Genomic DNA, 24,527 nt, shown 5'->3' with positions numbered 1-24,527 from the left:
GGACCATCCCGGAATGACGATGTGCTCAACTACGGTATCTCGTACACCACGAGCTTGTCGGCAATGCCACGCAGTGCCGCTTCCTTCTGGATCGGCTTGATCGCGGCGCGATCGAGGATGCCCGCGACCTCAGCCGATTCCATCACCGGCTGGGTCAAATGGATTTCCTGCGACGTCGACAGGCTCTGCACCCTGGCTGCGATATTCACGGTCTGGCCGAAATAATCCTGCCGCTCGTTGAGTGTCACCGCGAGGCACGGCCCCTCATGGATGCCGATCTTGACGATCAGATCTTCCTTGCCGCGCTCGGTGTTGAGCTGCTTCATCGCCGCCCGCATGCGCAGGCCCGCCGACAATGCATGCTCTGGCCGGATGAAGGTCGCCATCACGGCATCGCCGATCGTCTTCACCACGGCGCCGTGCTCGGAAGCGATGATCTCGAGCAGCGCGTGGAAATGCGCGCGCACCAGATCGAACGCGGCGAGATCTCCGACCCGTTCATAGAGCGCAGTCGAGCCTTTGAGGTCGGTGAACAGGAAGGTGAGCGCGGTGATCTTCAGCCGCTGGTCGACCGTGAGGTTGTCGGCCTTGAACACATCGCGGAAGGTCTGGTTCGACAGCATCCGCTTCGCGGTGAGGATCGGCTTGCGCTTGCCGAGCAGCTCATGCAGCGCATCGGCTGCTACCCAAACAGCGGGCAGCACGCGGGTGTCGGTCTGGTTGTCCAGCGACAGCCGGAGCGGCCCCGGCCGCAGCACCGTGGTGCCGGTCGGCGCCTGCAGCTTGTTGAACACGATCGAGAATTGCTGGCGCTCGGTGGTCGGCTCGCCCTGCACGTCGAAGAAATGCGCCGAGTGCGTCACCGGCTCGAACACGATCAGGAACTGCTTCGGCAATTGCAGCGACAGCAGCGCCTTTTCGCCGGCCGGCAATTCCAGCGATTCCAGCGTCACCTCCTTGAGCAGGCGCTCCAGCGAGTCTTCGTTGAGCTCGATGCCCGAGCTCCAGAACATCTGGCGGACATATTCCCAGATCGGCAGCGTGTTCGGATCATGCGCGCCGATGCGGCGCACGCGCGGGCTGACGGTGAAGGCGACCTCGACCAGGTCGTCGACGGACGCCTCGTAACCCGCCGCGCACAGCGCGCAATTATAGTCGTCATGACGCAACGACTTCAGCGTCGAATGCGCATCGAGCACGCCGCCGCAGCCCGGGCACAGCACATTCCAGCTCATGTCGAACAGGCCGAGCCGCGACGCATGCAGGAAGCCGGAGATCACCTTCTCCTGGTCGAGCCCGGTGCGGCTCGAGAAATCCAGCAGATTGATGCGGTTGAGATCCCGGTCATGACCGTCCGCGATCAGCTGCTGCATGGCATCGACGACGGCCGGATCGGTCGTCTGCCTGAGGACTGCGAAATGGGCCTGCGTATCGCTCATGGTGAGCCCCTAGATGAGCATTGGGACACCGCCGCGCAAGATCAGCGCGGCTTGATCGTAAACACCGGCGAACGGTTCGGCTGTGTCGTCACCACGCCGATCGGCAGCACCGGATCCTTGTCCGCCAGCGCAACGCGGAATGCGCCGATGATCTTCGCAAGCGCGAGCGTCGCCTCGACCAGCGCAAAATGCGCGCCGATGCAGACCCGCGCGCCGACCCCGAACGGCAGATAGGCGAACCGATCGGGCGGCGTTCCCGTCATGAAACGCGACGGCACGAACGCGTTCGGATCGCGCCACAGCTTCTCATGCCGGTGCAACAGCCACGGCGCGATCAGGATTACGTCACCCTTCCTGACCGGACGGCCCGCGATGGTATCGGGACCGCCTGCCGCACGCGCGATCAGGAACGCCGGCGGATAAAGCCGCATGGTTTCGTCGATCACCGCGCGGGTGAATTTCAGCCGCTCGATGTCGAGCGCGCCAGACGTCGCCGCGCTCCCGACTTCTGCCGCCAGCTGTTCCTGGGTCAGGGGATCGAGCGCCAGCAGATAAAGCGCCCAGAACAGCGCGGTCGCAGTCGTCTCGTGGCCGGCCAGGATCATGGTGGCGACCTGGTCGCCGAGTTGGGCATCGGTGAAGGCCTCGCCGGTTTCAGGATCACGCGCGGCGCCCATCAGGTCGAACAGGTCGCGGGCCGGCGCGTTGTCATCCTTGCCGGCCGCACGTCGCTCGGCCATCAGCATGCCGACGAACGCGGTCCAGCGCTTGCGGAAACGGGCGCGGCGGAAATCCTGCGGCGTCGGCCAGTTCAACGGCAGCACCAGATCGAGCATGTGCGGCCGCGCCAGCGTGTTGCCATACTCCATCACGAAATCCCGCAGCGCGGCGCCGTGGCGATCCATGCCGAACGAGAACATGGTGCGGCCGGCGATCTCCAGCGTCATCCGCTGCATCGCCTCGCGCAGATCGACCGGGCCGCCGCTGGCCGACTTCAGCTTGGCGATGGTCTCGTCGACCGCCGCAATCATGTAAGGCACCAGCGTCGTCACCGCGCGCGGCGTGAACGCGGGCGCCAGCGTGCGGCGCTGATGTTTCCACGCCCGCCCTTCGGCGATCAATAGCCCCTCGCCGAGCATCGGACGCAGCACGCGAAGGCCGGCCGGCGTGCGGGTGTAGTTCTCGTAATTGTCGACCAGCACATGGCGGATCGCATCCGGCGTGTTGAGGATAAAGCTCGAGTGGCCGAGAAAACGGCCCTGGACAATGTCGTCCTCATAGGCGCGCTGGCCCCAGGTCTCGATCGGCGAGTTGCGCATCACCCGCATGCGCTGGAATGCACCCATATCGTCCGGCGCACGCGGCGGGGCCGGCGGGACCAGGGGACGCCGCGTGACCGTGATATCGTAGACCTCGGCTATGCTCATGGTCCTCGCTTCCCTGCCTCACGCGACGGCCGATCCGGCCATGCGATCCCGGCGCCATGAAGGCGCGCGGACCCTGCACCAGACCTAATAAGTCAGCTCGGCGACCGCAATGCGATTCTCCGATGCCGGCCAGGCCCGCATCATAATGCGTTCCCCGTTGAAGATCGCGGCGACCGGACGGCCGACATCGTCCGCGGCGAGCCGCAGCGTCGTCACCGAATCGGTCGGCACGCCCGGCCTTACATCGGCCGGCTCCTTGCCGTCGAACAGCACGATATCGCGCGGCAGGCCGAAATAGCCGCGCGGCCGCGACATCAGCACAACCGCGCCTGCGCCGGCATCGGCCGGTCCCAGCGGCCGCGCCGCGCGCAGATGCACGATCTCGGACGAGCGCACAAACGGCGAGCGATAGATGTGCGTCGTCGCCGTGCCAGGTGATGTCAGCACGAATTCGAGCGGCCACGACGGGTCGACCTGCGCCGGACCCCAGCGACCGTCAGCGCCGGTCTGCGAGCTGTGCAGCGGGCCGCCGATGCGCTCGCCGGTCTCCGCCGCGACATGATAGATATCTACCGTGGCCCCCGGCACCGGCCGGTTGGTCGGCACGCCGCCGGGCATGCCTGTGACGAGGCCGCTCAGCCTCACCGCGGTCTCCGGCACGATCTCGATCCGCGACGGCTCGTGCCTTGCGATGAATTTGTAGATCTCGCGAAAGGCCCGCGGATGAAAGGCGGTCTCGCGATGATCGACCGCGCCAAGCACCAGATTGGTCGCGCCTTTCAGCGCCGGGCCGTCCGTCGTGACGTTGGTCGGCGTGCCCGGCTTGCCGACGAAGCGGCCGTCGGCCTGCGCATATTTATCGAGGCCGTCGCTGCGCAGCGTCAGGAACAGGGTGCCGACAGTCGCTTCGCTGTCGCCATCGTTCAGTCCGCGCAGGAACGGACCACGCCCGTTGAACTCGTTGCCGAGCCCGTCGTCCCACGCATACACACCGTGATTGGGCGTGCCGCACAGCACCGCGTGGCTGATGTCGCCGCCGCCACCATTCTTGATGTAATTGCGGATCGCGTTGCCGCCGCGCGAACTGCCGACCAGCGCGACCCGCGGCGCGCCGGTCTTCTGCTTCAGCTCCCTGATCGCCTCGGCGAGCTCGCGGCGCTGGTCCTCGGTCGAGGACCGGCTGGCCTGCTCGATCTTGTCGTCGGTGCGTGCCAGCGGATCGGTGAAATTGATCGCGGCCATGCGCTCGCGCGGCACGCCGTTCGATTCCATCCGCCACAGCGTCGTCATCCAGAGCGCGGCGTGATCGCCATTGCCGTGCACGAACAGGATCGGCGGGGTGTCACCGGCGGGCGCCGGCTGAGCCAAGGCGGGGGCGCCGAGGCGGCCGGCCAGCAGGGACAGGGCGCCGGCCCCTTGCAATATTCTCCGCCGCGACAGCGCCATTGGCCCCTTCCCCCGACTTTCCTCGGCCTTCCTCAGGTCTTTCAGTGCCTTAGCTGTGCCCTGTCCCCGCCAAGGATGCCGTAATCGCTGGACAGAACACGCGTTTCGCGGGCATCAGTTGGTGCAGCCGGAATCGTCCAACAAGCCATAGCAGGCCAACCGGAACTGGATATGACCGAACCGCGCGATCGCTCCGACAGTATCACTGCACCGTTGCGGCATTCAATCTTCAGGCGAATCTGGCTCGCGAGCCTGCTCTCCAATCTAGGCATCCTGATCCAGGGCGTCGGCGCGGCCTGGGCGATGACGCAGATGACCGCGGAGGCCGACAAGGTCGCGCTGGTGCAGACCGCCTTGATGTTGCCGGTGATGCTGATCTCGATGCCGGCCGGGGCCATCGCCGACATGCACGACCGCCGCATCGTCGCGCTGGTGTCGCTGGCGATCGCGCTGACCGGCGCCACCAGCCTGACCGTGCTGGCCTGGCTCAATCTGGTAACGCCGAACATCCTGCTCGCGCTGTGCTTCGTCGTCGGCAGCGGCATGGCGCTGTTCGGCCCGGCCTGGCAGTCCTCGGTCAGCGAACAGGTGCCGCCGGAGACGCTGCCCGCCGCGGTCGCGCTGAACGGCATCAGCTACAACATCGCGCGCAGCTTCGGTCCGGCGATCGGCGGCATCGTGGTAGCGTCCGCGGGCGCCGTGGCCGCCTTCGCCGCCAATGCCGTGCTGTATCTGCCGCTGCTCGTCGTGCTGTTCCTGTGGAATCGCGTCAGCGAGCCGTCGCGGCTGCCGCGCGAGCGGCTGAACCGCGCCATCGTCTCCGGCGTGCGCTACATCACCAATTCGCCGTCGATCAAGATCGTGCTAACCCGCACCATGGTGACCGGCATCATCGGTGGCTCGGTCTCGGCGCTGATGCCGCTGGTGGCGCGCGACCTGTTGCACGGCGGCGCGCAGACCTACGGCATCATGCTCGGTGCCTTCGGCATGGGCGCGGTGATCGGCGCGCTCAACATCAGCGAGATTCGCAGCCGGCTCAGCGGCGAAGCCGCCATCCGCGTCTGTGCGTTGACGATGGGCGCGGCGATCGCCGCGGTTGCCGTGAGCAAGCAGCCGGTGATCACCGCCGCCGCGCTGGTCGTTGCCGGCGCGGTGTGGATGCTGGCGATCGCGCTGTTCAATATCGGCGTGCAGCTCTCCGCACCGCGCTGGGTCGCGGGCCGTTCGCTGGCGGCCTTCCAGGCCGCGATCGCCGGCGGCATCGCGATCGGCAGCTGGTGCTGGGGCCGCATCACGGACGTCGGCGGCGTCGAGATGGCGCTGTTGCTCTCCGCCGGTCTGATGCTGCTGTCGCCGCTGCTCGGCATCTGGCTCAGGATGCCGCCGATCGGCGCACGCAACGAGGACGCGACCGATGCGCTGGCCGATCCCGAGGTGCGGCTGCAACTGAGCGGGCGCAGCGGGCCGCTGGTGGTCGAGATCGAATACCGGGTGGCGCAAGACAATGCCCGCGCCTTCCACAATGTGATGCAGGACGTGCAGCTCAGCCGCCAGCGCAACGGCGCCTATGGCTGGTCGATTGCCCGCGACATCGCCGATCCCGAATTGTGGACCGAGCGCTATCATTGCCCGACCTGGCTCGATTTCCTGCGCCAGCGCAACCGCGCCACGCAGATCGAGCGCGAACTGCATCAGAAGGCGGCCGACTTCCACATCGGCGCCGAGCCGATCCGCGTGCGCCGGATGCTGGAGCGTCCGTTCGGATCGGTGCGCTGGAAGGACGAGACCCCGGACCGCGCCGCCAAGGAGGTGATCCCGGTGGTCGCGACCGCAGCGGGCAGCAGCACGTAGTCTCTCCATTGTCATTCCGGGGCGCGCGAATAGCGCGAACCCGGAATCTGGAGATTATCAGCTCGAGATTCCCCGATGCGCCGTTGCGCATCTGAGGTTCATCGCTCCACGATGCCCCGGAATGACAGCTGATGGGTCTACTGCCCGTGATCGGCGAGCGTCTGCTGGCAGGCCTTGCTGAGGCGGCTGCGATGCTCCTTCAGGCACGCCAGCACGACCTGATCGCCCTCGCTGAGATGGGCGCGGCAGAACCGCGAGGCATCGCGTGAGCAGGCATCGCGCCCCTGCTGCTGCGCCGAGGCGGCCGACGTCAACAGAACCAGCGGAACGACGGCGAACAGAAATCGGGTCATCTCTCAAAGCCTCTCAAGCGTTTCCGCGCGAAGGGGTGCCGGTTCGCGTGAAGAAAACGCGTCAAATAAGGAATCCGGAGCCCCGTTCCGATTTCATCGCAGCGGAAACGGCTCCAGGGAATGCGACGCCGGTTCTATAGCGTTTCCGTGCCGCGAAGAAGCTTGAAACCGACTGTGACGGTCATCACGCATGGTAACGCCCGCTTTTTCTTGTCCTTCCGGCGCCTTGTTGGGATCGCGTTAAGACCTTGTTGGCATTAATCGCTCGTTACGGCTGTGGCGTATCCTTAAGTTCCGAGAGAGTGTGTAGCGATGCGTAGTGCGTTGGGCCTGATGCTGGCCAGTGTTGTAACGGCGATCGTGATCGCCGGCGTGTGGTTCTGGACCTCCTCGCCGCGTGCCGACGCGGCTCCTCCGCAAACTACGGCTGCGGCCAAGGCCGATCCGATGCCTGCGGCGGCAAAACAGGCCGCCAGGGACGATGTCGAGACGACCGCCGCGCTGTCGAAGCGCGCCGATGCCACCCAGGCCGCGACCCCGGCCGCCACTCCTGCCCCGGCGCCGGTGCCGGCCCCCGTTGCGGCCGCGCCCAAATGCGCCAACCCCGACGCGCTCGGCATCAGCCGCACCGTCGTGGTCGACACCAATGGCGGCCCGGGCTTCGGCTTCCTGCAGTACAAGCAGTATGACTTCCTGACCGACAAGGAGGTCGTGCTGACCTTCGACGACGGTCCGTGGCCGACCACGCCGGCCGTGCTCAAGGCGCTGGCTGACGAATGCACCAAGGCGGTGTTCTTCCCGATCGGCCTGCACACCACCTATCACCCGGACATCCTGCGCCAGGTCGCCGCCGCCGGCCACACCATCGGCGCCCACACCTGGTCGCATGCGCATCTCGCCAGCAAGAAGCTGACCGAGCAGCAGGCCAAGGACGAGATCGAGAAGGGTTTTAGCGCGGTGAAGCTGGCGCTGGGCAGCAATCCCGCGCCGTTCTTCCGCTTCCCGGCGCTGGCGCACACCCCGGCGACAACCGCCTATCTCGGCACCCGCAACATCGCAATGTTCTCGGTCGACGTCGACTCCAACGACTTCAAGTCCAAGAGCGCGGACGAGGTGATCAACAACGTGATGACCAAGCTCGACAAGGAGCACAAGGGCATCATCCTGATGCACGACCTGCAGAAGCACACCGCGCAGGCGCTGCCGACGCTGCTCCGCAAGCTCAAGGCCGGCGGCTACAAGGTGGTCTGGATGAAGGCCAAGACCCAACTCGAGACGCTGCCCGAATACGACGCGATGATGGCGAAGACCGAGAAGCCGATCGCAACGGGCCGGCCGATCGGCAACGTCGTGCAGACGGTCGCCGAGTAACCCAGCGAACGCACTCTCAACGCAAAGCGCCCCTGGACCCGGTCCAGGGGCGCTTTCGCTTTCTGCTCGCAGCCACCTTCTGCGCCTGTGCGCCTTCGAGAGTGGCACCATCGCGCCCGGCGGCTGCGGCTCCCACCAAAATATCGAAAACAACCCCATGCAAAGGAGCCGGCGGATGCCGGCGCTCGACAAGGCAACTTGACCCGTCGGGCAAATCAGGGATACATTTCCAATATTCCGAAATCACGCATCCCTCGCCCGTTGGCGGGGAGACCAGCCACGTCGAGCCCACTTTTTTGAGATGCATCACGCTGTCAGCACAGCAGTTGCCGACGGGTTGGCGTGGTCCAGTCGGATTGTTGGAACTTGGTCCTGTCAGTGGGCCCGTATCGCTGTAGTTTTTGCACCTTGAGACATGGTCTCGGCGCAACGCCGTCGCCCGTGCACGCCAGCGTCCAGCACAAGCTTGCGTGCCGCAGCTCCGATGATGCCTTGGGAATAGACTCGTCGGTTTGGCCTTCTCCTTCACGACGCCCGAACTCCGGAGAAACCCAGTGAGTGCATTCGAACAAGGTCGCGTGCGGCCCGCCGACAATGGCTTGGCGAATACGACCGCCGACAGGCTTCGCTGGCTGATCCCGGCGGCTGGAGCGATGGCCTATCCGTTCCTGCTCGATGCATTTCACCTCGCGGTCTCTCCCGCTGCTGGTCCGATGTCGTTTGGGCGACTGGCCCTGGCGGCGCTTTGCCTGTTGGCCGCGACCGCCGCGCCCTTGCTGGCTCTGGCTTGCGCTCATTGGATGACCAAGGCCGCACCGTCATCGTTCGCGCTGCGCGCCCGCCGCCTCGCCTACCTCGGCATCGCCGCGCCGCCCTTGTTCGTGCTGACCGGCGTCGGTCTCGGCCTGCTGCACATCCCTGTCAGTGACGAGATTGTTTGGGTCGCGGGTTGGCTCGTCGCGTGCCTCTATGTGCTTTTCGGCAGCGAGCAGGCGCAACGTGCGGCACCATCAGCCGCGATTGCGCCCTCTATCGCCAAATGGCGCGTGACACATGGCGTCGCCGCAGCGATCATCCTTTTCTACGTCGCATTCCATCTCACCAATCATCTGCTGGGTTGGCTCGGACCTGATGTTCATGCCGCCGTGATGAAGGCGGGGCGCACCGTCTATCGGTCGTCCGTGGTGGAGCCCATCCTCGTCGTATTGATGCTGTTCCAGGTCGCCGTCGGGATGCGGCTCGCCTGGCGCTGGAGCTCGGCGCCTGCGGATGCATACCGCGTGTTTCAGATCGGCTCCGGCGTCTACCTCGCGGCGTTCATCGTGACCCATCTGAATTCCGCATTGGTCTCGGCGCGCGCCGTGCACCACATCGACACCAACTGGGCCTGGGCGTCGGGCGCACCGACCGGCCTGATCCACGACGCCTGGAGCATTCGCCTGGTGCCGCACTACGCGCTCGGCGTCTTCTTCGTCCTCGCGCATCTCACGTCGGGATTACGCGGCGTTCTGATCGCGCACGGCGTTGCCACGGCAGTTGCCAACCGGATCTGGGCAACCGGGCTCGCGATAGGCGGGCTGGTCGCGATCGCGATCATGAGCGGATTGTGTGGGGTGCGGATCTAGGCTTCAGCGGGCGGCCCGAGCGAGCCCGGTTGAGAAGAACATCGATGCCGTCAAGCTGAGGTTGACTTGCTGCGGTCACGCCAAAGCGCAAAGATCGCTGTTGCGAGCTTGTTCGGCCGATCAGGCCTCGCATAGCTGACCACCGGCTTGCTGGAATGATTTTCCATCAGCTCCCCTAGTATCTCGTAGTCAAGTTCGAGACCGAACTTTTCGTACGGTATGGATTCGGACTCAGCTCCCCCCGCAACATAAACGATATCGACTCGCGCCATGTCTTTCGCGATCGCCGCGGCTTCCTGCAAGGTGTCGCAGCCGTACGATTTGTATTCCCAGGAAGGATCGCTGAAGTGAAGTATCTTGCGGGTGCTTTCATCGAGCTTGCCGCGCTCTTCTTCAGAGAGCCCTATGATTATCACGTGGGCGATTTTCGGAAGCATCTGCCCAACCCCTTGAAATAGCGCCTCTAGAACTTGGTCTACCGGCGCGAGCGAGGGGTTCGACGCTCTGAGCAAGTCGTATCCGGGCGCCTTGATGCGCGCTGGGAGCAAGCTTCACTTCTGGCTGGGAAATGGTGCCGCAAGAGGGACTCGAACCCCCGACCCCGTCATTACGAATGACGTGCTCTACCAACTGAGCTATTGCGGCGAACCGTTCGGCAACGGCCGGATCACGCGGCCACCTGATATCGGGCATGACCCCGATTGGCAAGGACAACGCGGGTATCGAACCATACAGCCGTTAACCTAACCCCGAATTAGCTTCCCAAACGTGACAGAAATCCGCGCCAACCGCCCACCTGGGCCTTGGGCGGGCCGATTTGTTCCGCAAATTCGTCTACCGGACCGTCCTCGTCGACCCCGGGGTCATCAGGGGCCCGGATGATCGGGATTACGGCCGGAATGGGCGCCGGTGCGGCCTTGGGCAGGTCGGTCCGGGACCGGAACAAGGGGGCCGGCGCCGGGGGCGCCGATTCGGCGGCTGGAGGGGGAGCCGGTTCCGGCGCGGCGGGTTCGGCCGAGGCCGGGGCGGGCCCGGCCTCGATGGCCGCCGGCAGCGGGGCGTTATCCTGCACCGTCGGCGCGGCCGGCTCCAAGGGGTTGACCTCGACTGGCTTCGCCTCGACCTGCTTCACCTCGACCGGCTCGGCCGGCTTGGCGTCCGCCGGCTCGCTGGCGACTTCCTTTGGCGGCTCGACCCGGCGCGGCGCCAGCATCGCCTCCTCGAAGGGCGACGGCTCGATCGCATGGCCCTTGTCGGACGGCAGCGCCGCCACCGGGGTCTGCCACTGGAAGGCGTCGAGCCGGCCGGTGACCGGCGAGACCGGACGCCAGCGGTCCGACACATAACCGTCGGCGGTCCAGACCGGATCGTGCAGCGCGCGCACGGCGCGCAGGGTCCAGGCCCGCGCCCGGCCGCTGTCGCCATGCTCGGTGCGCTCGATCTCGGCCATCAACAGCGCGACGCGTTGCGTCGGCGCCGCGACAAACGGCTCCAGCGCCGCGCGCGCCCTGGCGAACTCGGCGGCGTCGATCGCGGCGCGCGCGATCGCCAGCGCGCCCTCGATATGGCCCGGCGTTTTCGCCGCCAGCGTCTCGACCCGCACCAGGCGCTGGCGCGCGGAATCGCCGAGCCGCACATGGGAATAGGCGTCGGCGAGATCGGGATGCGGCTGCGCCAGCCACGCGGTCTCGACGATGCGCATCGCGCGGCGCACCTGATGCGCCTCGCTCTCGAACTTCGCGGCGAGCACGGCGGCCGGGATCAGCGTCGGCGCCAGCTTGACCGCCTCCATCGCGCTCGAGCGCGACAGGTCGCGATCGATGGTCTCGAACTCCAGCGCGCGCGCCGTCAGCAGCACGCCGCGCTGCCGCCGATAGGTCGCCTTGTCGATCAGTCCGGCACTCTGGTTGTTGTCGATGATCGACAGCGCGCCGGCCCAATCGCCCTTGGCGCAGCAGAAGCCGAGCACCGCATGCGAGGCCCATGACGACGACGGCGACATCTTCAGCGCTTCCTCGGCGATCATCACGGCCGCAACCGGATCGTCGGCACGCTGCGCCTCGATGAACAGACCGCGCAATCCAAGCAGCCGCGTGTCCTCGCGTTCGGCCATGGCACGGAAGGCGCGCTGCGCGCCGTCGCGGTCGCCGTCGAGCTGCGCCGATTGCGCGTGCAGCAGCAGTGCCAGCGGATCGCCTCCGGCGTGGCGCCGCGCCACTTCGGCATGCGCGCGCGCCGCCGAGGAATCGCCATGCCCGATCGCAAGCAGGCCTTGCGTGATGGCGTGGCGGCCGCGGGCGTGACGCCGCTCGCGCCGGCCACGGCGGATGTGCGAGGGGATCTTCCAGAGCCCGCGCAGGATCACGCCGGCGACCATCGCGACGACGACGACGAGGCCGAGCAGATACATCGGCTGCTTGGACGTGAAGCGCAAGCCGCCCCAGTTCAGCACGAGATCGCCGGGCTGATCGGCCATCCAGGCCGCACCCGCTGCAGCGAGCGCGATCAGCAGCAGGAACAGAATGATCCGGATCATCAAAGACCTATTGCAAAGACTTACTGGTTGACCGTGGCGAGCGCCGCCATGGCGTTGTCGGCAAATTTACGCGACGCGTCGAGCGCGGCGCGGCGCGCGTCCACCTTGGCGAGCCAGGCTTGCGCCGCCGTGCGATCCGCGGGCGGCAGCGACTTCAGTTCACGCTCGGTCAATGCGAGGTCATTATGCAGGGCGGCCGATGTCACGCGCGCGACGATGCTGCCGCGATCGGTCCCCGTGCCGTCGGTCCGCTCGATCTGGATCAGCGTGGAGGCACCGGCCTTCAGACGATCGACCAGCCCGGCGCTGGCTGCCGCAGCCTCAGGCGGAGGCGGCGCAAGTTTCGGCACGATCTCGATCAGCTCGCGGCACAGCGCGTTCGGGCTCGGCACGCCTGAGGTCGCAAACGTCGCGAGCGGCTTCAGCACCTCGGCATCATCCGACAGCGCCTTCGCGGCCTCGAGCGCGGAGGCATAGGGATCGCCGTGACGCACCGCGACGTCGAGCAGCGATGCCGCGACGACGCGGCGCAGCGGCACATCGTCGGCCTTCGCCTCAGCCTTGGTGTCGGCGATCTTGCCGTCCTGCCTCGCGATCGCCGCGCCCTGCGCCTTCACCGCGCCTTCGACCTTGTCGATGCGCGCCGTGATGCCGGAGATATCAGCCGCAGCCGCGCCATCGCGCGGCGCGGCTTTCGCGTCATTGACCGCCGCCGCAAGCTTGTCGGATTGCGCCCGCGTCGCGGCGAGCTCGGTGCGCAGTGCGGCGATCGATTTGTCGAGCGCCTCCAGCCGCGCCGTCGCCGCGGGATCGGCGGCCGGCGCGACCGGCCTGCCGGCTTTCGATTCCAGCGCACTCAGGCGCGTGCCGAGCTGGTCGATGGCGGCATTGGGTAGCGTCGCCGGGACCGGCTGCACGACGGGCCAGCCGAGCAGCCAGCCGACCCCGATCACCAGCGCCGCCGCGACGGCGCCGGATATCGGAGCCACCACCCAAGGCGATACCGGCCGCGCCGGTTCGGCGTCCGACGCCGCGGAGGCGGTCTCGGGCTGCGGCTCCGCTTGCGCTGCGGCGTCGCCTTGGGGCTCGGCTTCGGGCGTCGCCGCGTCCGCGGACGCCTTGCCGGCATCCTGGTCGGCCTCCTTGGCGACTTCCCTGGCGGCATCCTCGGCCCCCTCCGCCTTCGACGGTTCGCTGGAGATTTCGGTCGCCTGAAGATCGATGGTCGGCGGCGCGCGCTTGGGCCGGGAATCCGGCGAAGATCCTGGGTCGTCTGGCCTTTCTTCAGCCATCGCGGGGGGTCCTCAAAACTACTGGCCGCATACTGTAGAGCATGATGCGATCCGATTGAATTGGATCATGCTCTTGTCCTTTTGTTTGGTCGCGTTTTCTTAACGCGAACCGGTCCCCACTTCGCTTGAAAACGCTCCGCCAGAATCGGCCCAGGCTCTTAGAGCATGATCCGAATAACCGAGCATTGCCTAACATCATGGTCAGACGAAAGAATTATTCCGGTCTCGGCCGCAGGGTGCGGCTCAGCGCCTCCAGCAGGGCATTTTCGTCCGGCCGCGCCGCCACCACCACCTTGGTCGCGCCGGCGTCATGGAGCACCGCGGCGACGGCCGCCGAGATGCAGCATTGCGGCAAGGCGAGCGCCGAAATCTCGATCCCGTCGGCGCGCACGGTGTCCAGAAAGGCCCGCGCGCTGCGGCGGGAATAGTGCAGCACCGCGGTGATCCGGTTCGCCATGAAGGCGTCGCTGACCTCCCTCGGGAAGCCGGCCACCGGCGCCATCCGGTAGGTGGTGTGGGTGACGACGCTGAGCCCGCGCTCGCCGAGCTCGCCGGCGAGATCGCGCGACAGGTCGGCGCCGGCGAGATAGAGCAGCGCCGCAGACGCCGGCAGTTCGCCGGCGTCGACCCGTGCGAGCACGAGCTTGCGCAGCGAGACCGCATCGCCCTTCGCCACGATCACCTTGTCGAAGCCGGCGGCGCGCGCCGCATCGGCGGTGTGTACCCCGACCGCAAACAGCGGCAGCCGCAACAAGCGGCTGGTCGCGAGATCGACCGCACGCAGCGCATTGGCGCTGGTCAGGATGACGGCATCATAATCCGCATCGTCGTCGCCGCGGAACGGCAACGGCTCGAAGCGCAGCACCGGCGCCGACAGGGCGTCAAAGCCGCGCTGGCGCAGCGTCGCGAGCGTCGCGTCATTGTCCGGATGCGGTCGTGTGACAAGGATTGTCAGGGTTTCAGGCCTCCAGCCGTATAAATTGGACGTTGGCGACCGATTGCACTTTAAGACCTCGCAATGCTACCCCGGAGCGGACATTTTGATGAGCATCATCTTGCCGGAAACCGGTTCCGGCCTGTCCGGATCATGCTCGTAGCACAAGGACCGAAATTGGGACACGAACCGCCGATGCTGGTGCTGGGGATCGAGACCACCTGCGATGAGACCGCGGCCGCCGTGGTCGAGCGCCAGGCTGACGGGCAGGCGAAAATCCTCTCCAACGTCGTGCGCTCGCAGACCGACGAGCACGCCCGCTTCGGCGGCGTGGTGCCGGAGATCGCGGCGCGCGCCCATGTCGACCTGCTCGACGGCATCGTCGCCACTGCAATGAAGGAGGCCGGCGTCGGCTACGGACAATTGTCGGCGGTCGCGGCAGCCGCGGGCCCCGGCCTGATCGGCGGCGTGATCGTCGGCCTCACCACCGCGAAGGCGATCGCGATGGTGCACGATACGCCGCTTATCGCGGTGAACCATCTCGAGGCGCACGCGCTGACGCCGCGGCTGACCTGCGCGCTGGCGTTTCCCTATTGCCTGTTCCTGGCCTCGGGCGGACACACCCAGATCGTCGCCGTGGTCGGCGTCGGTGAATATGTGCGGCTCGGCACCACGGTCGACGACGCGATGGGCGAGGCGTTCGACAAGGTGGCGAAGATGCTGTCGCTGCCCTATCCCGGCGGACCGGAGGTCGAGCGCGCGGCCGCCGGCGGCGACCCGACGCGGTTTGCCTTTCCACGTCCGATGCTCGGCCGCGCCGATGCGAATTTCTCGCTGTCGGGACTGAAGACGGCGGTGCGCAATGCAGCCAGCCGGCTGGAGCCGCTCGAGCCGCAGGACGTCAGCGATCTCTGCGCGAGTTTCCAGGCCGCGGTGCTGGAATCGACCGCGGACCGCCTGAGCGTCGGCCTGAAGCTGTTTCAGGAGCGGTTCGGCACGCCGCGCGCGCTGGTCGCGGCCGGGGGCGTCGCCGCCAACCACGCGATCCGCAGTGCGCTGCAGGAGGTTGCGGCGAAGGCGCAGACCACGCTGATCATCCCGCCGCCGGCGCTCTGCACCGACAATGGCGCGATGATCGCCTGGGCCGGCGCCGAGCGGATGGCGCTTGGCCTCACCGACACGATGGAGGCGCCGCCGCGCGCGCGCTGGCTGCTCGACGCCAACGCCAAGGCGCCGGCCGGCTACGCCAACAGCCGCGCCGGATATTGAACAATGTACGACGGGGCGCGCATCAGGCACCGTCGCACCTCGCCCCGCTTGCGGGGAGAGGTCGGATTGCGCAGCAATCCGGGTGAGGGGGTACAGGTCTCGACACTCGGCTCGCTCGCGGATAAAGCCCCTCACCCCAACCCTCTCCCCGCAAGAGCGGGGAGAGGGAGCGAAGACAGGCCCGCCTGATGCCGGCGCATATGTCCGTGAGCGTGATCGGTGCCGGCGCCTGGGGCACGGCATTGGCCGATGTCGCGGCGCGCGCCGGGCGCAAGGTGACGCTGTATGCGCGCAATGCCGAGCATGCCGCGCAGATCCAGGCGACGCGGGTCAATCCGCGGCTGGCTGGTGTCCAGCTTCATCCCGGCATCGCCGTGACGTCGGACATCGCCGCCGCGGCACAGGCCGACATCATCCTGGCCGTGACACCGGCGCAGCATCTGCGCGCGGCGGTCGGGCACCTTGCGCCGCATCTCAAACCCGACACGCCTGTCATCGCCTGCGCCAAGGGCATCGAGCACGGCACGCATAAATTCATGACCGAGGTGATCGCGGAAGCCGCGCCGCGCGCCGTACCCGCGATCCTGTCGGGGCCGAGCTTTGCCGACGACGTGGCACGCGGATTGCCGACCGCCGTCACGCTGGCCACCAGGGACGAACCGCTCGCACGCGCGCTCGTCCAGGCGCTCGGCTCGGCGACCTTCCGGCCCTATCACACCACCGATGTGCGCGGCGTCGAGATCGGCGGCGCGGCCAAGAACGTGCTGGCGATCGCCGCCGGCATCGTCGTCGGCAAGAATCTCGGCGCCTCCGCGCTCGCCGCGCTGACCACGCGCGGCTTCAGCGAGCTCGCAAGATTGGGCCGCGCCTGCGGCGCCCGCGCCGAAACCCTCTCAGGCCTGTCGGGATTGGGCGATCTGCTGCTGAGTTGCTCGACCGCGCAATCGCGCAATTTCGCACTCGGCCTCGCGCTCGGCCGCGGCGAAGCCGCGCCGATCGGCAAGCTCGCCGAAGGCGCGTTCACCGCGCCGGTGCTGTGCGAGCTCGCCGCTGCGCAGAAGGTCGACATGCCGGTGTCAAACGCGGTCGCCGCGATCCTGAGCGACCGGCTGACCATTGACGCAGCGATCGAAGGCCTGCTGACGCGGCCGTTCAAGGCGGAGTAGCGCACGTCACGGTCGCGCGTGGCAGAGCTTCACGATCCGTGCGCGCCGTACTAGCGTGGCGGCGAACCGTCGGATCCCGGTCCAACAAATCGAAAAACGGATCCCAAGGGAAAACCCATGCGTCAACCGCATCGCGCCATCCTTTCGATCAGCCTCGCCGTCGCATTCACCGCCTCATCCGCCATAGCCCACGCCCAAACGGCCGCCACCTACGACGACCTTGCCAAGAGCGAGGCCGCCGCCAATGCCGACAACGGCAAGCGGGTCGCGCCACTCAAATCGATCGGCAATCCAACCACCGACGTGTCTGCCGAGATGCAGGCAATGATCGGCGCGCCCTATCCGCCGCATTTCAATGCCGACCCCAAAACCCCGGCGGAATGGAAGGAGTTGATCGATCGCCGCGCCAAGCTTCTGATCGCGGGTATTCCGGCGCTGAAGGCGAAGCTCGGCGTCAAGGTCGAGGAAACCAGGCTCGCCGGCGTGCACTGCTACATCGTGACCCCGAACAAGATCGCGCTCGAGAACAGGCGACGCCTGCTGATCCACGTCCATGGCGGGGGTTACGTGTTCGGCCCCGGCGAAGCCGCGTTGCCGGAAGCCATCATGATGGCCGGCTTTGGCGGCTTCAAGGTCCTCTCGGTCGACTACCGGATGCCGCCGGACTTCCCCTATCCGGCGGCGATGGACGACGCGATGGCGGTCTGGAAGGAAGTTCTGAAATCGCACGAGCACCGCCGGCTGGCCATCTTCGGCACCTCAACCGGTGGGGCGATGACGCTTGCGATGGTGTTGCGGGCGAAGGATGAGAAACTGCCGCTGCCCGCCGCCATCGCGCCGGGCACGCCATGGTCCGATATCGACAAGATCGGCGACAGCTACGCGAGCAATGAATGGGTCGACAACGTGCTGGTGACCTGGGACGGCTGGCTCGGCCGCGCCGCCAGGCTTTATGCAAACGGCACCAGCCTGAAGAACCCCTACATTTCGCCGATCTATGGTGACTTCAAGGGCTTCCCACCGACCATCCTGACATCGGGCACGCGCGATCTGTTCCTCAGCAACACGGTTCGCACGCATCGCAAGTTGCGCCGCGCCGGCGTGATCGCCGATCTCAATGTCTATGAAGGGCAGTCGCACGCCCAGTACCAGTTCAACGCCGACGCGCCCGAGACGAAGGAGGCGTTCGCCGACATCGCCAGGTTCTTCGATCGATATTTGAAACAGTAGGTGCCGCGCTTCTTGATTTGACGCGTTTTCTTCACGCGAACCGGCATCCATCCCGCATCAAGTGCGGGACAGGCTTCGCTTGAAAACGCTCTGGATCGGGTGCCCGTGCTTGTCGCGGGCATCGACGTCGCTGTAGATTGCAGCGCAATCGAACGGGGTGAGTTGCGATGAATTACTGGCTGGTGAAATCCGAACCGTCGGTCTGGTCGTGGGACCATCAGGTCGCCAAGGGCGCGAAGGGCGAAGCCTGGACCGGCGTGCGCAACTTCACGGCACGGCAGAATCTCGTCAACATGAAGAAGGGCGACAAGGCGTTCTTCTATCATTCCAACGAGGGCAAAGAGATCGTCGGCATCGCCGAGATCATCAAGGAAGCCTATCCCGACCCGACCGACAAGACCGGCAAGTTCGTCTGCGTCGACATCAAGGCCGACAAGCCGCTGAAGACGCCGGTGACGATGGCCGCGATCAAGGCGGACAAGAAGCTCGCCGACATGGCGCTGGTAAAGTATTCGCGGCTTTCAGTGCAGCCGGTGACCGCGGAGGAGTGGAAGTACGTCTGCAAGATGGGCGGGCTGTGATGTCTCGTCCAACTCTACTGTCGTCCCCGCGAAGGCCGGGCGAAGGCCGGGACCCATTACCCCAAATGTCGATTGCTGAAACGAGCTGGGGCCACAGCGAATTCTAATCACAGGCGGCTGTGGTAACGGGTCCCGGCTTTCGCCGGGACGACGGCTTGCGGGACCTACGCCCCGGCCGCCATCACCACCTGCGCCAGCAATTGCTCGCGCTTGGACTGGGTGCGGTAGCCTCCCATCGTCGCGGCGAAGCGCTCGAGGATGCCGTCCTCGAAGGCGGTGACGATGGTGTCGTGGACATAGCTCTTGCGGCAGATCGCCGGCGTGTTGGACAGCTGGTCGGCGGCGGCACGGATCGCATCCAGCACCTGGCGCTTGCGGCCGCGCTGGCTGGTGGCCGGCGTGATCCGCGACAGCGATTCCACGACGACCGCCGACGCCATCAGGGTGCGGAAATCCTTCAGCGAGATCTTGATGCCGGCGATCTCGCGCAGGAACGCGTTCACCGCCGTGGTCGAGGCGGCCCGTACCACGCCGGAGCGGTCGTGATACTGAAACATGCGCTTGCCCGGGACGCCGCGCAGGATGCCGATCGCACGCACCAGCTTGGCCGCATCGCATTCCTTGCGCACGGCCTTGCCGCCCTTGGCCTTGAAGGTCAGCACCAGGGAGTCGTCTTCCAGCGTGACGTTGGACTTCAAGAGCGTGGTGGCGCCGCGGGTGCCGTTGAGGCGCGCATAGGATTCGTTGCCAGGCCGGATCGCGGTGCGCGCGATCAGCTCGATCACCGCCGACAGCGCGAACTCGCGCGTCGGCTCGTCGCCGGACAGAAACGCCGAGACCTTGCGCCGGATCTTCGGCAGCGCGGCCACCAGCTTGGCGAGGCGATGCGCCTTGCGCTGCTCGCGAACCTTCTCCCAGTCGGCGTGATAGCGATATTGCAGCCGGCCCGCGGCATCGCGGCCGACCGCCTGCAGATGCGTATTCGGATCGCTGGAATAGCGCACCTGGCGATAGGCCGGCGGGACCGCCATCGCGTGCAGCCGGCGGATGGTGCGCGCATCGCGGACCCGCGAGCCATTGGCACGGACGAATGAATAGGTCTTGCCGCGCTTGATGCGGCGGATGGTCAATTCGTTCTGGTCGCCGAGCCGCAGGCCCAGATCGCGCGCCAGTTCTTCAACCGTCGTTCTGATGGCAGCGGGCGCGTCGAGCTTGAGTTTTGCCGGCGGCTGCAGCCTGGCCCGCGGCGGCTTGGTCGGCCACTGGCCCAGTGCCTTTGCCAAGGCGACAGCGGGATCGGCGGAAACGGGCCGCACAGCCGCGATATTCTGCTGATCCATCATTACTCTCGCAAGACGCCTTGTTCCGCTGTTCTCCCGGTAATGCCGTTGCTTCGGGCTTCGTTCCGGTGGGCCGTCTGGCCTCGGAAACGCGATTTAGGGCGTCGGGGCCGACATTGCGAGTCGCGAATCAGTTATTGACTGTATTAAATTACCTTTCATGGGTGCCATTCGCCCGCTAACGTTGATTTTGGGCTGCCCGGGATCGGACAAAATGACGCGAGCGCGGTGCCGGAAACCGGCGTTTGAACGCCCGGAGGTCCACCGCGGTCCCCCAGATCAGGTCAGCGACCTTGCCCTTTCGCGCGCCGCTCTCGCCGGGGCGCGGCTCGAGCTCGGCAGCCACGGGACGGTCCAACCGCTGGCCGCAATCAAGGATTATGCGGTCACGAACGTGTTGACGCAGCTCATCGCGGCGGCGTCCGACAATTCGTTCAATTGTACCTGAAGCCGTCCATCAAATTCAGCGTCAGCGCATCGTCATCGCACGCGGCACTGCTGCGGTGACGGCGAACGCGCAGAGAACGATACCACTACGACCAAGAGACCAGTGACCCCGAGCAAGCGATGGCGCATAGGTTTCTCTCGTCGATGCGTTGCGGTAAGCCGTCCTATCACAAGCGGAAGCCGGCGGACTATCCGGCGGCTTCAACGCGACGAAAGTGACGGTCCTTTTTCCTTGCCGGGCCGGAATGCGGCAACGCATAATCGCGGCAATGATCAAGACGGCTTGCCGTCGCGTCGTGCGCGATCGGCAATGAGTGGAGGAAAATGATGTCCGAGAAGATCTATGACGTGTCGGCCGACTGGGCCAAGCGCGCCTATATCGATGACGCCAAATATCGCGAGATGTATGCGCACTCGGTCAAGGACCCGAACGGCTTCTGGGCCGAGCACGGCAAGCGGATCGACTGGATCAAGCCCTTCACCAAGGTCGAGAACGTCTCCTTCGCACCGGGCAACATCTCGATCAAATGGTTCGAGGATGGCGTGCTGAACGTCGCCTGGAACTGCATCGACCGCCATCTCGACAAGCGCGGCGACCAGACCGCGATCATCTGGGAGGGCGACGATCCCTCCGAATCCAAGCACATCACCTACCGCCAGCTGCACGACGAAGTCTGCAAGATGGCCAACATCCTGCGCACGCGGAACGTCAAGAAGGGCGATCGCGTCACGATCTATCTGCCGATGATTCCGGAAGCGGCCTACGCCATGCTGGCCTGCGCGCGGATCGGCGCCATCCATTCGGTGGTGTTCGGCGGTTTCTCGCCGGACAGCCTCGCGCAGCGCATCAAGGACTGCGACTCGAAGGTGGTGATTACCGCCGACGAGGGCCTGCGCGGCGGCAGGAAGGTGCCGCTGAAGGCCAATGTCGATGCCGCCATTGCCAAGACCGGCGGCGTCGATTGGGTCGTGGTGGTGAAGCGCACCGGCGGCAAGATCGACATGAACCCGACCCGCGACCTCTGGTATCACGAGGCCGCTGCGATGGTGACGACGGAATGCCCGGCCGAGCATATGCACGCCGAGGATCCGCTGTTCATCCTCTACACCTCGGGCTCGACCGGAACGCCGAAGGGCGTGCTGCACACCTCGGCCGGCTACCTCGTGTTTGCGTCGATGACGCATCAATACGTGTTCGATTATCACGACGGCGACATCTATTGGTGCACCGCCGACGTCGGCTGGGTCACCGGCCACAGCTACATTCTCTACGGGCCGCTCTGTAACGGCGCGACCACGCTGATGTTCGAGGGCGTGCCGAACTATCCGGACAATTCGCGCTTCTGGAACGTGGTCGACAAGCACAAGGTCAACATCTTCTACACCGCGCCGACCGCGATCCGCGCGCTGATGCAGGGTGGCGACGAACCGGTGAAGAAGACCTCGCGCAAATCGCTGCGCCTGCTCGGCTCGGTCGGCGAGCCGATCAATCCGGAAGCCTGGGAGTGGTATTACCGCGTGGTCGGCGACGACCGCTGCCCGATCGTCGACACGTGGTGGCAGACCGAGACCGGCGGCATCCTGATCACGCCGCTGCCCGGCGCGACCAAGCTGAAGCCCGGTTCGGCGACACGGCCGTTCTTCGGCGTGGTGCCGGAGATCGTCGATGCCGACGGCAAGACGCTCGACGGCGAGACCTCGGGCAATCTCTGCCTGACCAGGTCATGGCCAGGCCAGATGCGCACGGTCTATGGCGACCACGCGCGGTTCGAGCAGACCTATTTCTCGACCTACAAGAACAAGTATTTCACCGGCGACGGCTGCCGGCGCGATGCCGACGGCTATTACTGGATCACCGGCCGCGTCGACGACGTCATCAACGTCTCCGGCCACCGCATGGGCACCGCCGAGGTCGAGAGCTCGCTGGTCGCGCATGAGGCGGTCTCGGAGGCCGCGGTCGTCGGCTATCCGCACGACATCAAGGGCCAGGGCATCTACGCCTATGTCACGCTGATGAAGGGCACCGAGCCGACGGAAGCGCTGCGCAAGGAGCTGGTCGCCTGGGTCCGCAAGGACATCGGGCCGATCGCCTCGCCGGACCTGATCCAGTTCGCGCCCGGCCTGCCCAAGACGCGCTCCGGCAAGATCATGCGCCGCATCCTGCGCAAGATCGCCGAGGACGAGTCGTCGAGCCTCGGCGACACCTCGACCCTGGCCGATCCGGCCGTGGTCGACGACCTCGTGCAGAACCGTCAGAACAAGAAGGGCGCGCCGGCGTAAGGCCAGCAGCAGCAAGGATCAGAAGACCAAAGAAGGGCCGCGCGCGATCACCGCCGCGGCCCTTCCCGTTTCCTGCAACGGGCGCTTCACGGGATTGTCATAGGCAAGGCGCGATTGAGGCGCGTTTGTGGCCAAGTGTTGTTTCCAGGTCATTTACTTTAATCCGAACTTTTCATTCTCTCCCGCCATCAAGACGTGTCTCGCGGCCGGTGTGAAACCACCCGGTTAACACACGCAGTTAATGTTGCGTGCGTGAGACCGGCAGGCCCGGTTTTTCAAGGGCTCTGCATCTTCGTTTTTGGCTTCCTTGCGGGAGCTGTTGGGAAGTGGAGAGGTTGATGTCGAGGAAGTTTGCGGTGGCGCTGGCTGCCACCCTTGGTGCGGTTGCTTTGATATCGCAGGCGGCCGAAGCCCGGCCGGAAATGGTGGGAATACACGCCGACAACTATGAGCCAGGCACCATCGTAGTGAAGACCAACGAACGGCGGCTCTACCTCATTCTCGATTCCGGCCACGCGATGCGTTATCCGGTCGGTGTCGGCAAGTCCGGCAAGCAGTGGGCCGGCACCACGAAGATCGACGGCAAATATCGCAACCCAGCCTGGTCGCCGCCCGCCGAGGTCAAGCGCGACAAGCCCAGCATCCCGAACGTGATCGCCGGCGGCTCGCCGCATAACCCGATGGGCGTCGCTGCGATGACGCTGGCCGGCGGTGAATATGCGATCCACGGCACCAACGTGCCGGGCTCGGTCGGCGGTTTCGTCTCCTACGGCTGCATCCGCATGCTCAACACCGACATCACCGACCTCTATTCGCGCGTCGAGATTGGCACGACGGTCGTCGTCACCCGCTGATCAGGCACAGCGCCTCGTCCAAAGCAAGGCCGCGCAGATGCGCGGCTTTTGTTTGCCCAGCCTGGTTTGAGCTGTCGCCTAGCGCGCGAAATATCCGCACCAGCCGAACCGGTGCCCGCCATTGTAGGCCCGCGCATGACCGGCCGCGAGCAGCGCGGCCGAGACGTTGTCGGTCTTCCTGGTCGCGACGTCGGCGACGACACGGCCCTGATATTTGTCGGGACCGACATTGTAGATCGCGACGTCGCCCTGGCCGAGCAGGTCACGCAGCGCCACCGTCGCCGCTTGCGCCATCTGCAGTTCGCGCGCACAGGACGCCTTCAGCTCCGGCGCATCGATGCCGCGCAGCCGGACTCGCGTGTACAGATCCGGGCCCGGCGAGAAATGCACCCGCGCCTCGAACGTGTCGCCGTCGATCGTCCTGATCACATCAACGTTGTGCCTGATGTCGGGCGCGCCGGCCCGCTGCCAGATCACGTCGGTGTCGCGCGACCTGCCGAGCGACCAATGCGGCGGCAGATGCACCCATTGTCGGATCGGCAGCGTGCTGCCGACGGCAATGCCGAGCACGAACACCCATGGCAGCGCCGCCGAGACGCGGCGGCCCCAAGGTGATCTTCGGAAGGGCGGACGTCCCGTCCCACGATAAGCATTTATTCTTTCGGATGGGGACATTTTCCCAGACTGGCGCGAGTCGAGCCGTCAGGCAAGGCTCTCAGAAGTCCGAGGCGATGCCCTTGGTCTCCCAATCGCCGTAACGCGTCGGTTCCGGCCCCTTCGGACCCTGGAACTCCTTCGGCCGCGCCGCCGCGTTCTGCGCGGCCGCCTCCTCGGCAGCCCTGCGCCGCGCCGCGGCCTCGGCGAGCGCGCGTTGCGCGGCTGGCGTCAGCGGCTTGCGCGGCGCGGCCTCCAGCGGCGATGACAACGGCGATTTATCAGACATGGCAAAACTTTCTGCCTGCGGATTCCGTATCTCTGTACTGGCTCAGTGACGACATCACGATCACGAAATCCCGCAAGGCGATTCTTACATTTGGCATATTCGCATGCCAGAGGTGGTATGGAGTTGATGGGCATGAGCCGAAT

Annotated in this window: 21 protein-coding genes and 1 tRNA gene; 9 read left to right on the top strand and 13 right to left on the bottom strand. The window is 66.0% G+C overall.

The genetic code is table 11. The features are described 5' to 3' along the window. Positions 1 to 29: 29 nt before the first annotated feature. From J2R80_RS07040 to J2R80_RS07030, 3 genes are all read right to left on the bottom strand, one after another. Complete coding sequence (locus J2R80_RS07040; protein ID WP_028337387.1) at positions 30 to 1,439, bottom strand: adenylate/guanylate cyclase domain-containing protein; 1,410 nt, start codon at positions 1,437 to 1,439, stop codon at positions 30 to 32. 41 nt (positions 1,440 to 1,480) lie between these two features. Beyond that, positions 1,481 to 2,866 carry a cytochrome P450 gene (locus J2R80_RS07035; RefSeq protein ID WP_253638265.1) on the bottom strand — a complete coding sequence of 462 codons (1,386 nt, stop codon included), beginning with the start codon at positions 2,864 to 2,866 and terminating at the stop codon, positions 1,481 to 1,483. An 84-nt stretch (positions 2,867 to 2,950) separates the two neighbouring features. After that, positions 2,951 to 4,312 (bottom strand): hydrolase, encoded by a 1,362-nt coding sequence (locus J2R80_RS07030; protein ID WP_253638264.1) that lies wholly within the window; start codon positions 4,310 to 4,312, stop codon positions 2,951 to 2,953. Between the two features lie 171 nt (positions 4,313 to 4,483). On the opposite strand from J2R80_RS07030, the gene J2R80_RS07025 reads away from it, so the two are divergent. Then, a complete protein-coding gene (locus tag J2R80_RS07025; protein WP_253638263.1) occupies positions 4,484 to 6,163 on the top strand; it encodes an MFS transporter in 1,680 nt (559 codons plus the stop codon). Between the two features lie 137 nt (positions 6,164 to 6,300). Here J2R80_RS07025 and J2R80_RS07020 read toward each other — a convergent pair whose 3' ends face one another. Further along, positions 6,301 to 6,516, bottom strand: a complete 216-nt coding sequence (locus tag J2R80_RS07020) for a cysteine rich repeat-containing protein (protein WP_016842076.1) — start codon at positions 6,514 to 6,516, stop codon at positions 6,301 to 6,303. 312 nt (positions 6,517 to 6,828) lie between these two features. On the opposite strand from J2R80_RS07020, the gene J2R80_RS07015 reads away from it, so the two are divergent. Together J2R80_RS07015 and J2R80_RS07010 are read left to right on the top strand one after the other, a co-directional pair. Further along, complete coding sequence (locus J2R80_RS07015) at positions 6,829 to 7,887, top strand: polysaccharide deacetylase family protein (RefSeq protein ID WP_253638262.1); 1,059 nt, start codon at positions 6,829 to 6,831, stop codon at positions 7,885 to 7,887. Positions 7,888 to 8,441: 554 nt separating this feature from the next. Beyond that, positions 8,442 to 9,512, top strand: a complete 1,071-nt coding sequence (locus J2R80_RS07010; protein ID WP_253638261.1) for a hypothetical protein — start codon at positions 8,442 to 8,444, stop codon at positions 9,510 to 9,512. Positions 9,513 to 9,562: 50 nt separating this feature from the next. Here J2R80_RS07010 and J2R80_RS07005 read toward each other — a convergent pair whose 3' ends face one another. The 5 genes from J2R80_RS07005 to J2R80_RS06985 all read right to left on the bottom strand — a co-directional run bounded on the left by J2R80_RS07005 (position 9,563) and on the right by J2R80_RS06985 (position 14,295). Beyond that, complete coding sequence (locus J2R80_RS07005; RefSeq protein ID WP_156436600.1) at positions 9,563 to 9,949, bottom strand: hypothetical protein; 387 nt, start codon at positions 9,947 to 9,949, stop codon at positions 9,563 to 9,565. Positions 9,950 to 10,081: 132 nt separating this feature from the next. Beyond that, a tRNA-Thr gene (locus J2R80_RS07000) sits at positions 10,082 to 10,157 on the bottom strand. Between the two features lie 109 nt (positions 10,158 to 10,266). Beyond that, positions 10,267 to 12,048: a heme biosynthesis protein HemY gene (locus tag J2R80_RS06995; RefSeq protein ID WP_253638260.1), complete on the bottom strand. Its 1,782-nt coding sequence runs from the start codon at positions 12,046 to 12,048 to the stop codon at positions 10,267 to 10,269. A 20-nt stretch (positions 12,049 to 12,068) separates the two neighbouring features. Continuing rightward, on the bottom strand, positions 12,069 to 13,340 hold the full coding sequence (locus tag J2R80_RS06990; RefSeq protein ID WP_253638259.1) for a COG4223 family protein: 1,272 nt from the start codon (positions 13,338 to 13,340) through the stop codon (positions 12,069 to 12,071). 214 nt (positions 13,341 to 13,554) lie between these two features. Next, positions 13,555 to 14,295 (bottom strand): uroporphyrinogen-III synthase, encoded by a 741-nt coding sequence (locus J2R80_RS06985; protein ID WP_253626099.1) that lies wholly within the window; start codon positions 14,293 to 14,295, stop codon positions 13,555 to 13,557. Between the two features lie 174 nt (positions 14,296 to 14,469). Here J2R80_RS06985 and tsaD point away from each other — a divergent pair, with 174 nt between their 5' ends. The 4 genes from tsaD to J2R80_RS06965 all read left to right on the top strand — a co-directional run bounded on the left by tsaD (position 14,470) and on the right by J2R80_RS06965 (position 18,520). Further along, complete coding sequence (gene tsaD / locus J2R80_RS06980; RefSeq protein WP_253640943.1) at positions 14,470 to 15,543, top strand: tRNA (adenosine(37)-N6)-threonylcarbamoyltransferase complex transferase subunit TsaD; 1,074 nt, start codon at positions 14,470 to 14,472, stop codon at positions 15,541 to 15,543. Positions 15,544 to 15,731: 188 nt separating this feature from the next. Then, the gene (locus tag J2R80_RS06975; protein WP_253638258.1) at positions 15,732 to 16,709 is read left to right on the top strand and encodes an NAD(P)H-dependent glycerol-3-phosphate dehydrogenase; all 978 of its coding nucleotides are present in this window, start codon (positions 15,732 to 15,734) and stop codon (positions 16,707 to 16,709) included. A gap of 117 nt (positions 16,710 to 16,826) precedes the next feature. Then, positions 16,827 to 17,939 carry an alpha/beta hydrolase gene (locus tag J2R80_RS06970; RefSeq protein WP_253638257.1) on the top strand — a complete coding sequence of 371 codons (1,113 nt, stop codon included), beginning with the start codon at positions 16,827 to 16,829 and terminating at the stop codon, positions 17,937 to 17,939. Between the two features lie 167 nt (positions 17,940 to 18,106). Further along, positions 18,107 to 18,520, top strand: coding sequence for an EVE domain-containing protein (locus J2R80_RS06965; protein ID WP_057021328.1), 414 nt, complete (start codon positions 18,107 to 18,109; stop codon positions 18,518 to 18,520). A 164-nt stretch (positions 18,521 to 18,684) separates the two neighbouring features. Here J2R80_RS06965 and J2R80_RS06960 read toward each other — a convergent pair whose 3' ends face one another. Beyond that, entirely contained in the window at positions 18,685 to 19,863 is a 1,179-nt protein-coding gene (locus J2R80_RS06960) for a DNA topoisomerase IB (protein WP_253638256.1), read from the bottom strand. Positions 19,864 to 20,634: 771 nt separating this feature from the next. On the opposite strand from J2R80_RS06960, the gene acs reads away from it, so the two are divergent. Further along, positions 20,635 to 22,587, top strand: coding sequence for an acetate--CoA ligase (gene acs / locus J2R80_RS06955; protein WP_057021358.1), 1,953 nt, complete (start codon positions 20,635 to 20,637; stop codon positions 22,585 to 22,587). 18 nt (positions 22,588 to 22,605) lie between these two features. Here the strand turns inward: acs and J2R80_RS43240 are convergent, their stop codons facing one another. Then, complete coding sequence (locus J2R80_RS43240; protein WP_256527816.1) at positions 22,606 to 22,740, bottom strand: hypothetical protein; 135 nt, start codon at positions 22,738 to 22,740, stop codon at positions 22,606 to 22,608. Positions 22,741 to 22,925: 185 nt separating this feature from the next. Here J2R80_RS43240 and J2R80_RS06950 point away from each other — a divergent pair, with 185 nt between their 5' ends. Then, positions 22,926 to 23,441 (top strand): L,D-transpeptidase, encoded by a 516-nt coding sequence (locus J2R80_RS06950; RefSeq protein WP_253638255.1) that lies wholly within the window; start codon positions 22,926 to 22,928, stop codon positions 23,439 to 23,441. Between the two features lie 78 nt (positions 23,442 to 23,519). Here J2R80_RS06950 and J2R80_RS06945 read toward each other — a convergent pair whose 3' ends face one another. Together J2R80_RS06945 and J2R80_RS06940 are read right to left on the bottom strand one after the other, a co-directional pair. Beyond that, positions 23,520 to 24,017 carry a thermonuclease family protein gene (locus J2R80_RS06945; RefSeq protein ID WP_057021330.1) on the bottom strand — a complete coding sequence of 166 codons (498 nt, stop codon included), beginning with the start codon at positions 24,015 to 24,017 and terminating at the stop codon, positions 23,520 to 23,522. Between the two features lie 139 nt (positions 24,018 to 24,156). Then, a complete protein-coding gene (locus J2R80_RS06940) occupies positions 24,157 to 24,384 on the bottom strand; it encodes a DUF1674 domain-containing protein (RefSeq protein WP_057021331.1) in 228 nt (75 codons plus the stop codon). Positions 24,385 to 24,527 lie beyond the last annotated feature (143 nt).

This window comes from Bradyrhizobium sp. USDA 4541 (assembly GCF_024171085.1).
Taxonomy (GTDB): domain Bacteria; phylum Pseudomonadota; class Alphaproteobacteria; order Rhizobiales; family Xanthobacteraceae; genus Bradyrhizobium; species Bradyrhizobium australafricanum.
This window is presented reverse-complemented; position numbering and strand designations above follow the sequence as displayed.

Excerpts from the sequence above, each read along its gene's own strand:
- J2R80_RS06995 (WP_253638260.1), bottom strand. The coding sequence starts at position 12,048 with ATGATCCGGATCATTCTGTTCCTGCTGCTGATCGCGCTCGCTGCAGCG.
- J2R80_RS43240 (WP_256527816.1), bottom strand. The coding sequence starts at position 22,740 with ATGACCTGGAAACAACACTTGGCCACAAACGCGCCTCAATCGCGCCTT.
- J2R80_RS06950 (WP_253638255.1), top strand. The coding sequence starts at position 22,926 with ATGTCGAGGAAGTTTGCGGTGGCGCTGGCTGCCACCCTTGGTGCGGTT.
- J2R80_RS07040 (WP_028337387.1), bottom strand. The coding sequence starts at position 1,439 with ATGAGCGATACGCAGGCCCATTTCGCAGTCCTCAGGCAGACGACCGAT.
- J2R80_RS06975 (WP_253638258.1), top strand. The coding sequence starts at position 15,732 with ATGCCGGCGCATATGTCCGTGAGCGTGATCGGTGCCGGCGCCTGGGGC.
- J2R80_RS07025 (WP_253638263.1), top strand. The coding sequence starts at position 4,484 with ATGACCGAACCGCGCGATCGCTCCGACAGTATCACTGCACCGTTGCGG.
- J2R80_RS07005 (WP_156436600.1), bottom strand. The coding sequence starts at position 9,949 with ATGCTTCCGAAAATCGCCCACGTGATAATCATAGGGCTCTCTGAAGAA.
- J2R80_RS06965 (WP_057021328.1), top strand. The coding sequence starts at position 18,107 with ATGAATTACTGGCTGGTGAAATCCGAACCGTCGGTCTGGTCGTGGGAC.
- J2R80_RS06990 (WP_253638259.1), bottom strand. The coding sequence starts at position 13,340 with ATGGCTGAAGAAAGGCCAGACGACCCAGGATCTTCGCCGGATTCCCGG.
- J2R80_RS06960 (WP_253638256.1), bottom strand. The coding sequence starts at position 19,863 with ATGATGGATCAGCAGAATATCGCGGCTGTGCGGCCCGTTTCCGCCGAT.
- J2R80_RS07015 (WP_253638262.1), top strand. The coding sequence starts at position 6,829 with ATGCGTAGTGCGTTGGGCCTGATGCTGGCCAGTGTTGTAACGGCGATC.
- tsaD (WP_253640943.1), top strand. The coding sequence starts at position 14,470 with ATGCTGGTGCTGGGGATCGAGACCACCTGCGATGAGACCGCGGCCGCC.
- acs (WP_057021358.1), top strand. The coding sequence starts at position 20,635 with ATGTCCGAGAAGATCTATGACGTGTCGGCCGACTGGGCCAAGCGCGCC.
- J2R80_RS06940 (WP_057021331.1), bottom strand. The coding sequence starts at position 24,384 with ATGTCTGATAAATCGCCGTTGTCATCGCCGCTGGAGGCCGCGCCGCGC.
- J2R80_RS07020 (WP_016842076.1), bottom strand. The coding sequence starts at position 6,516 with ATGACCCGATTTCTGTTCGCCGTCGTTCCGCTGGTTCTGTTGACGTCG.
- J2R80_RS06970 (WP_253638257.1), top strand. The coding sequence starts at position 16,827 with ATGCGTCAACCGCATCGCGCCATCCTTTCGATCAGCCTCGCCGTCGCA.
- J2R80_RS07030 (WP_253638264.1), bottom strand. The coding sequence starts at position 4,312 with ATGGCGCTGTCGCGGCGGAGAATATTGCAAGGGGCCGGCGCCCTGTCC.
- J2R80_RS07035 (WP_253638265.1), bottom strand. The coding sequence starts at position 2,866 with ATGAGCATAGCCGAGGTCTACGATATCACGGTCACGCGGCGTCCCCTG.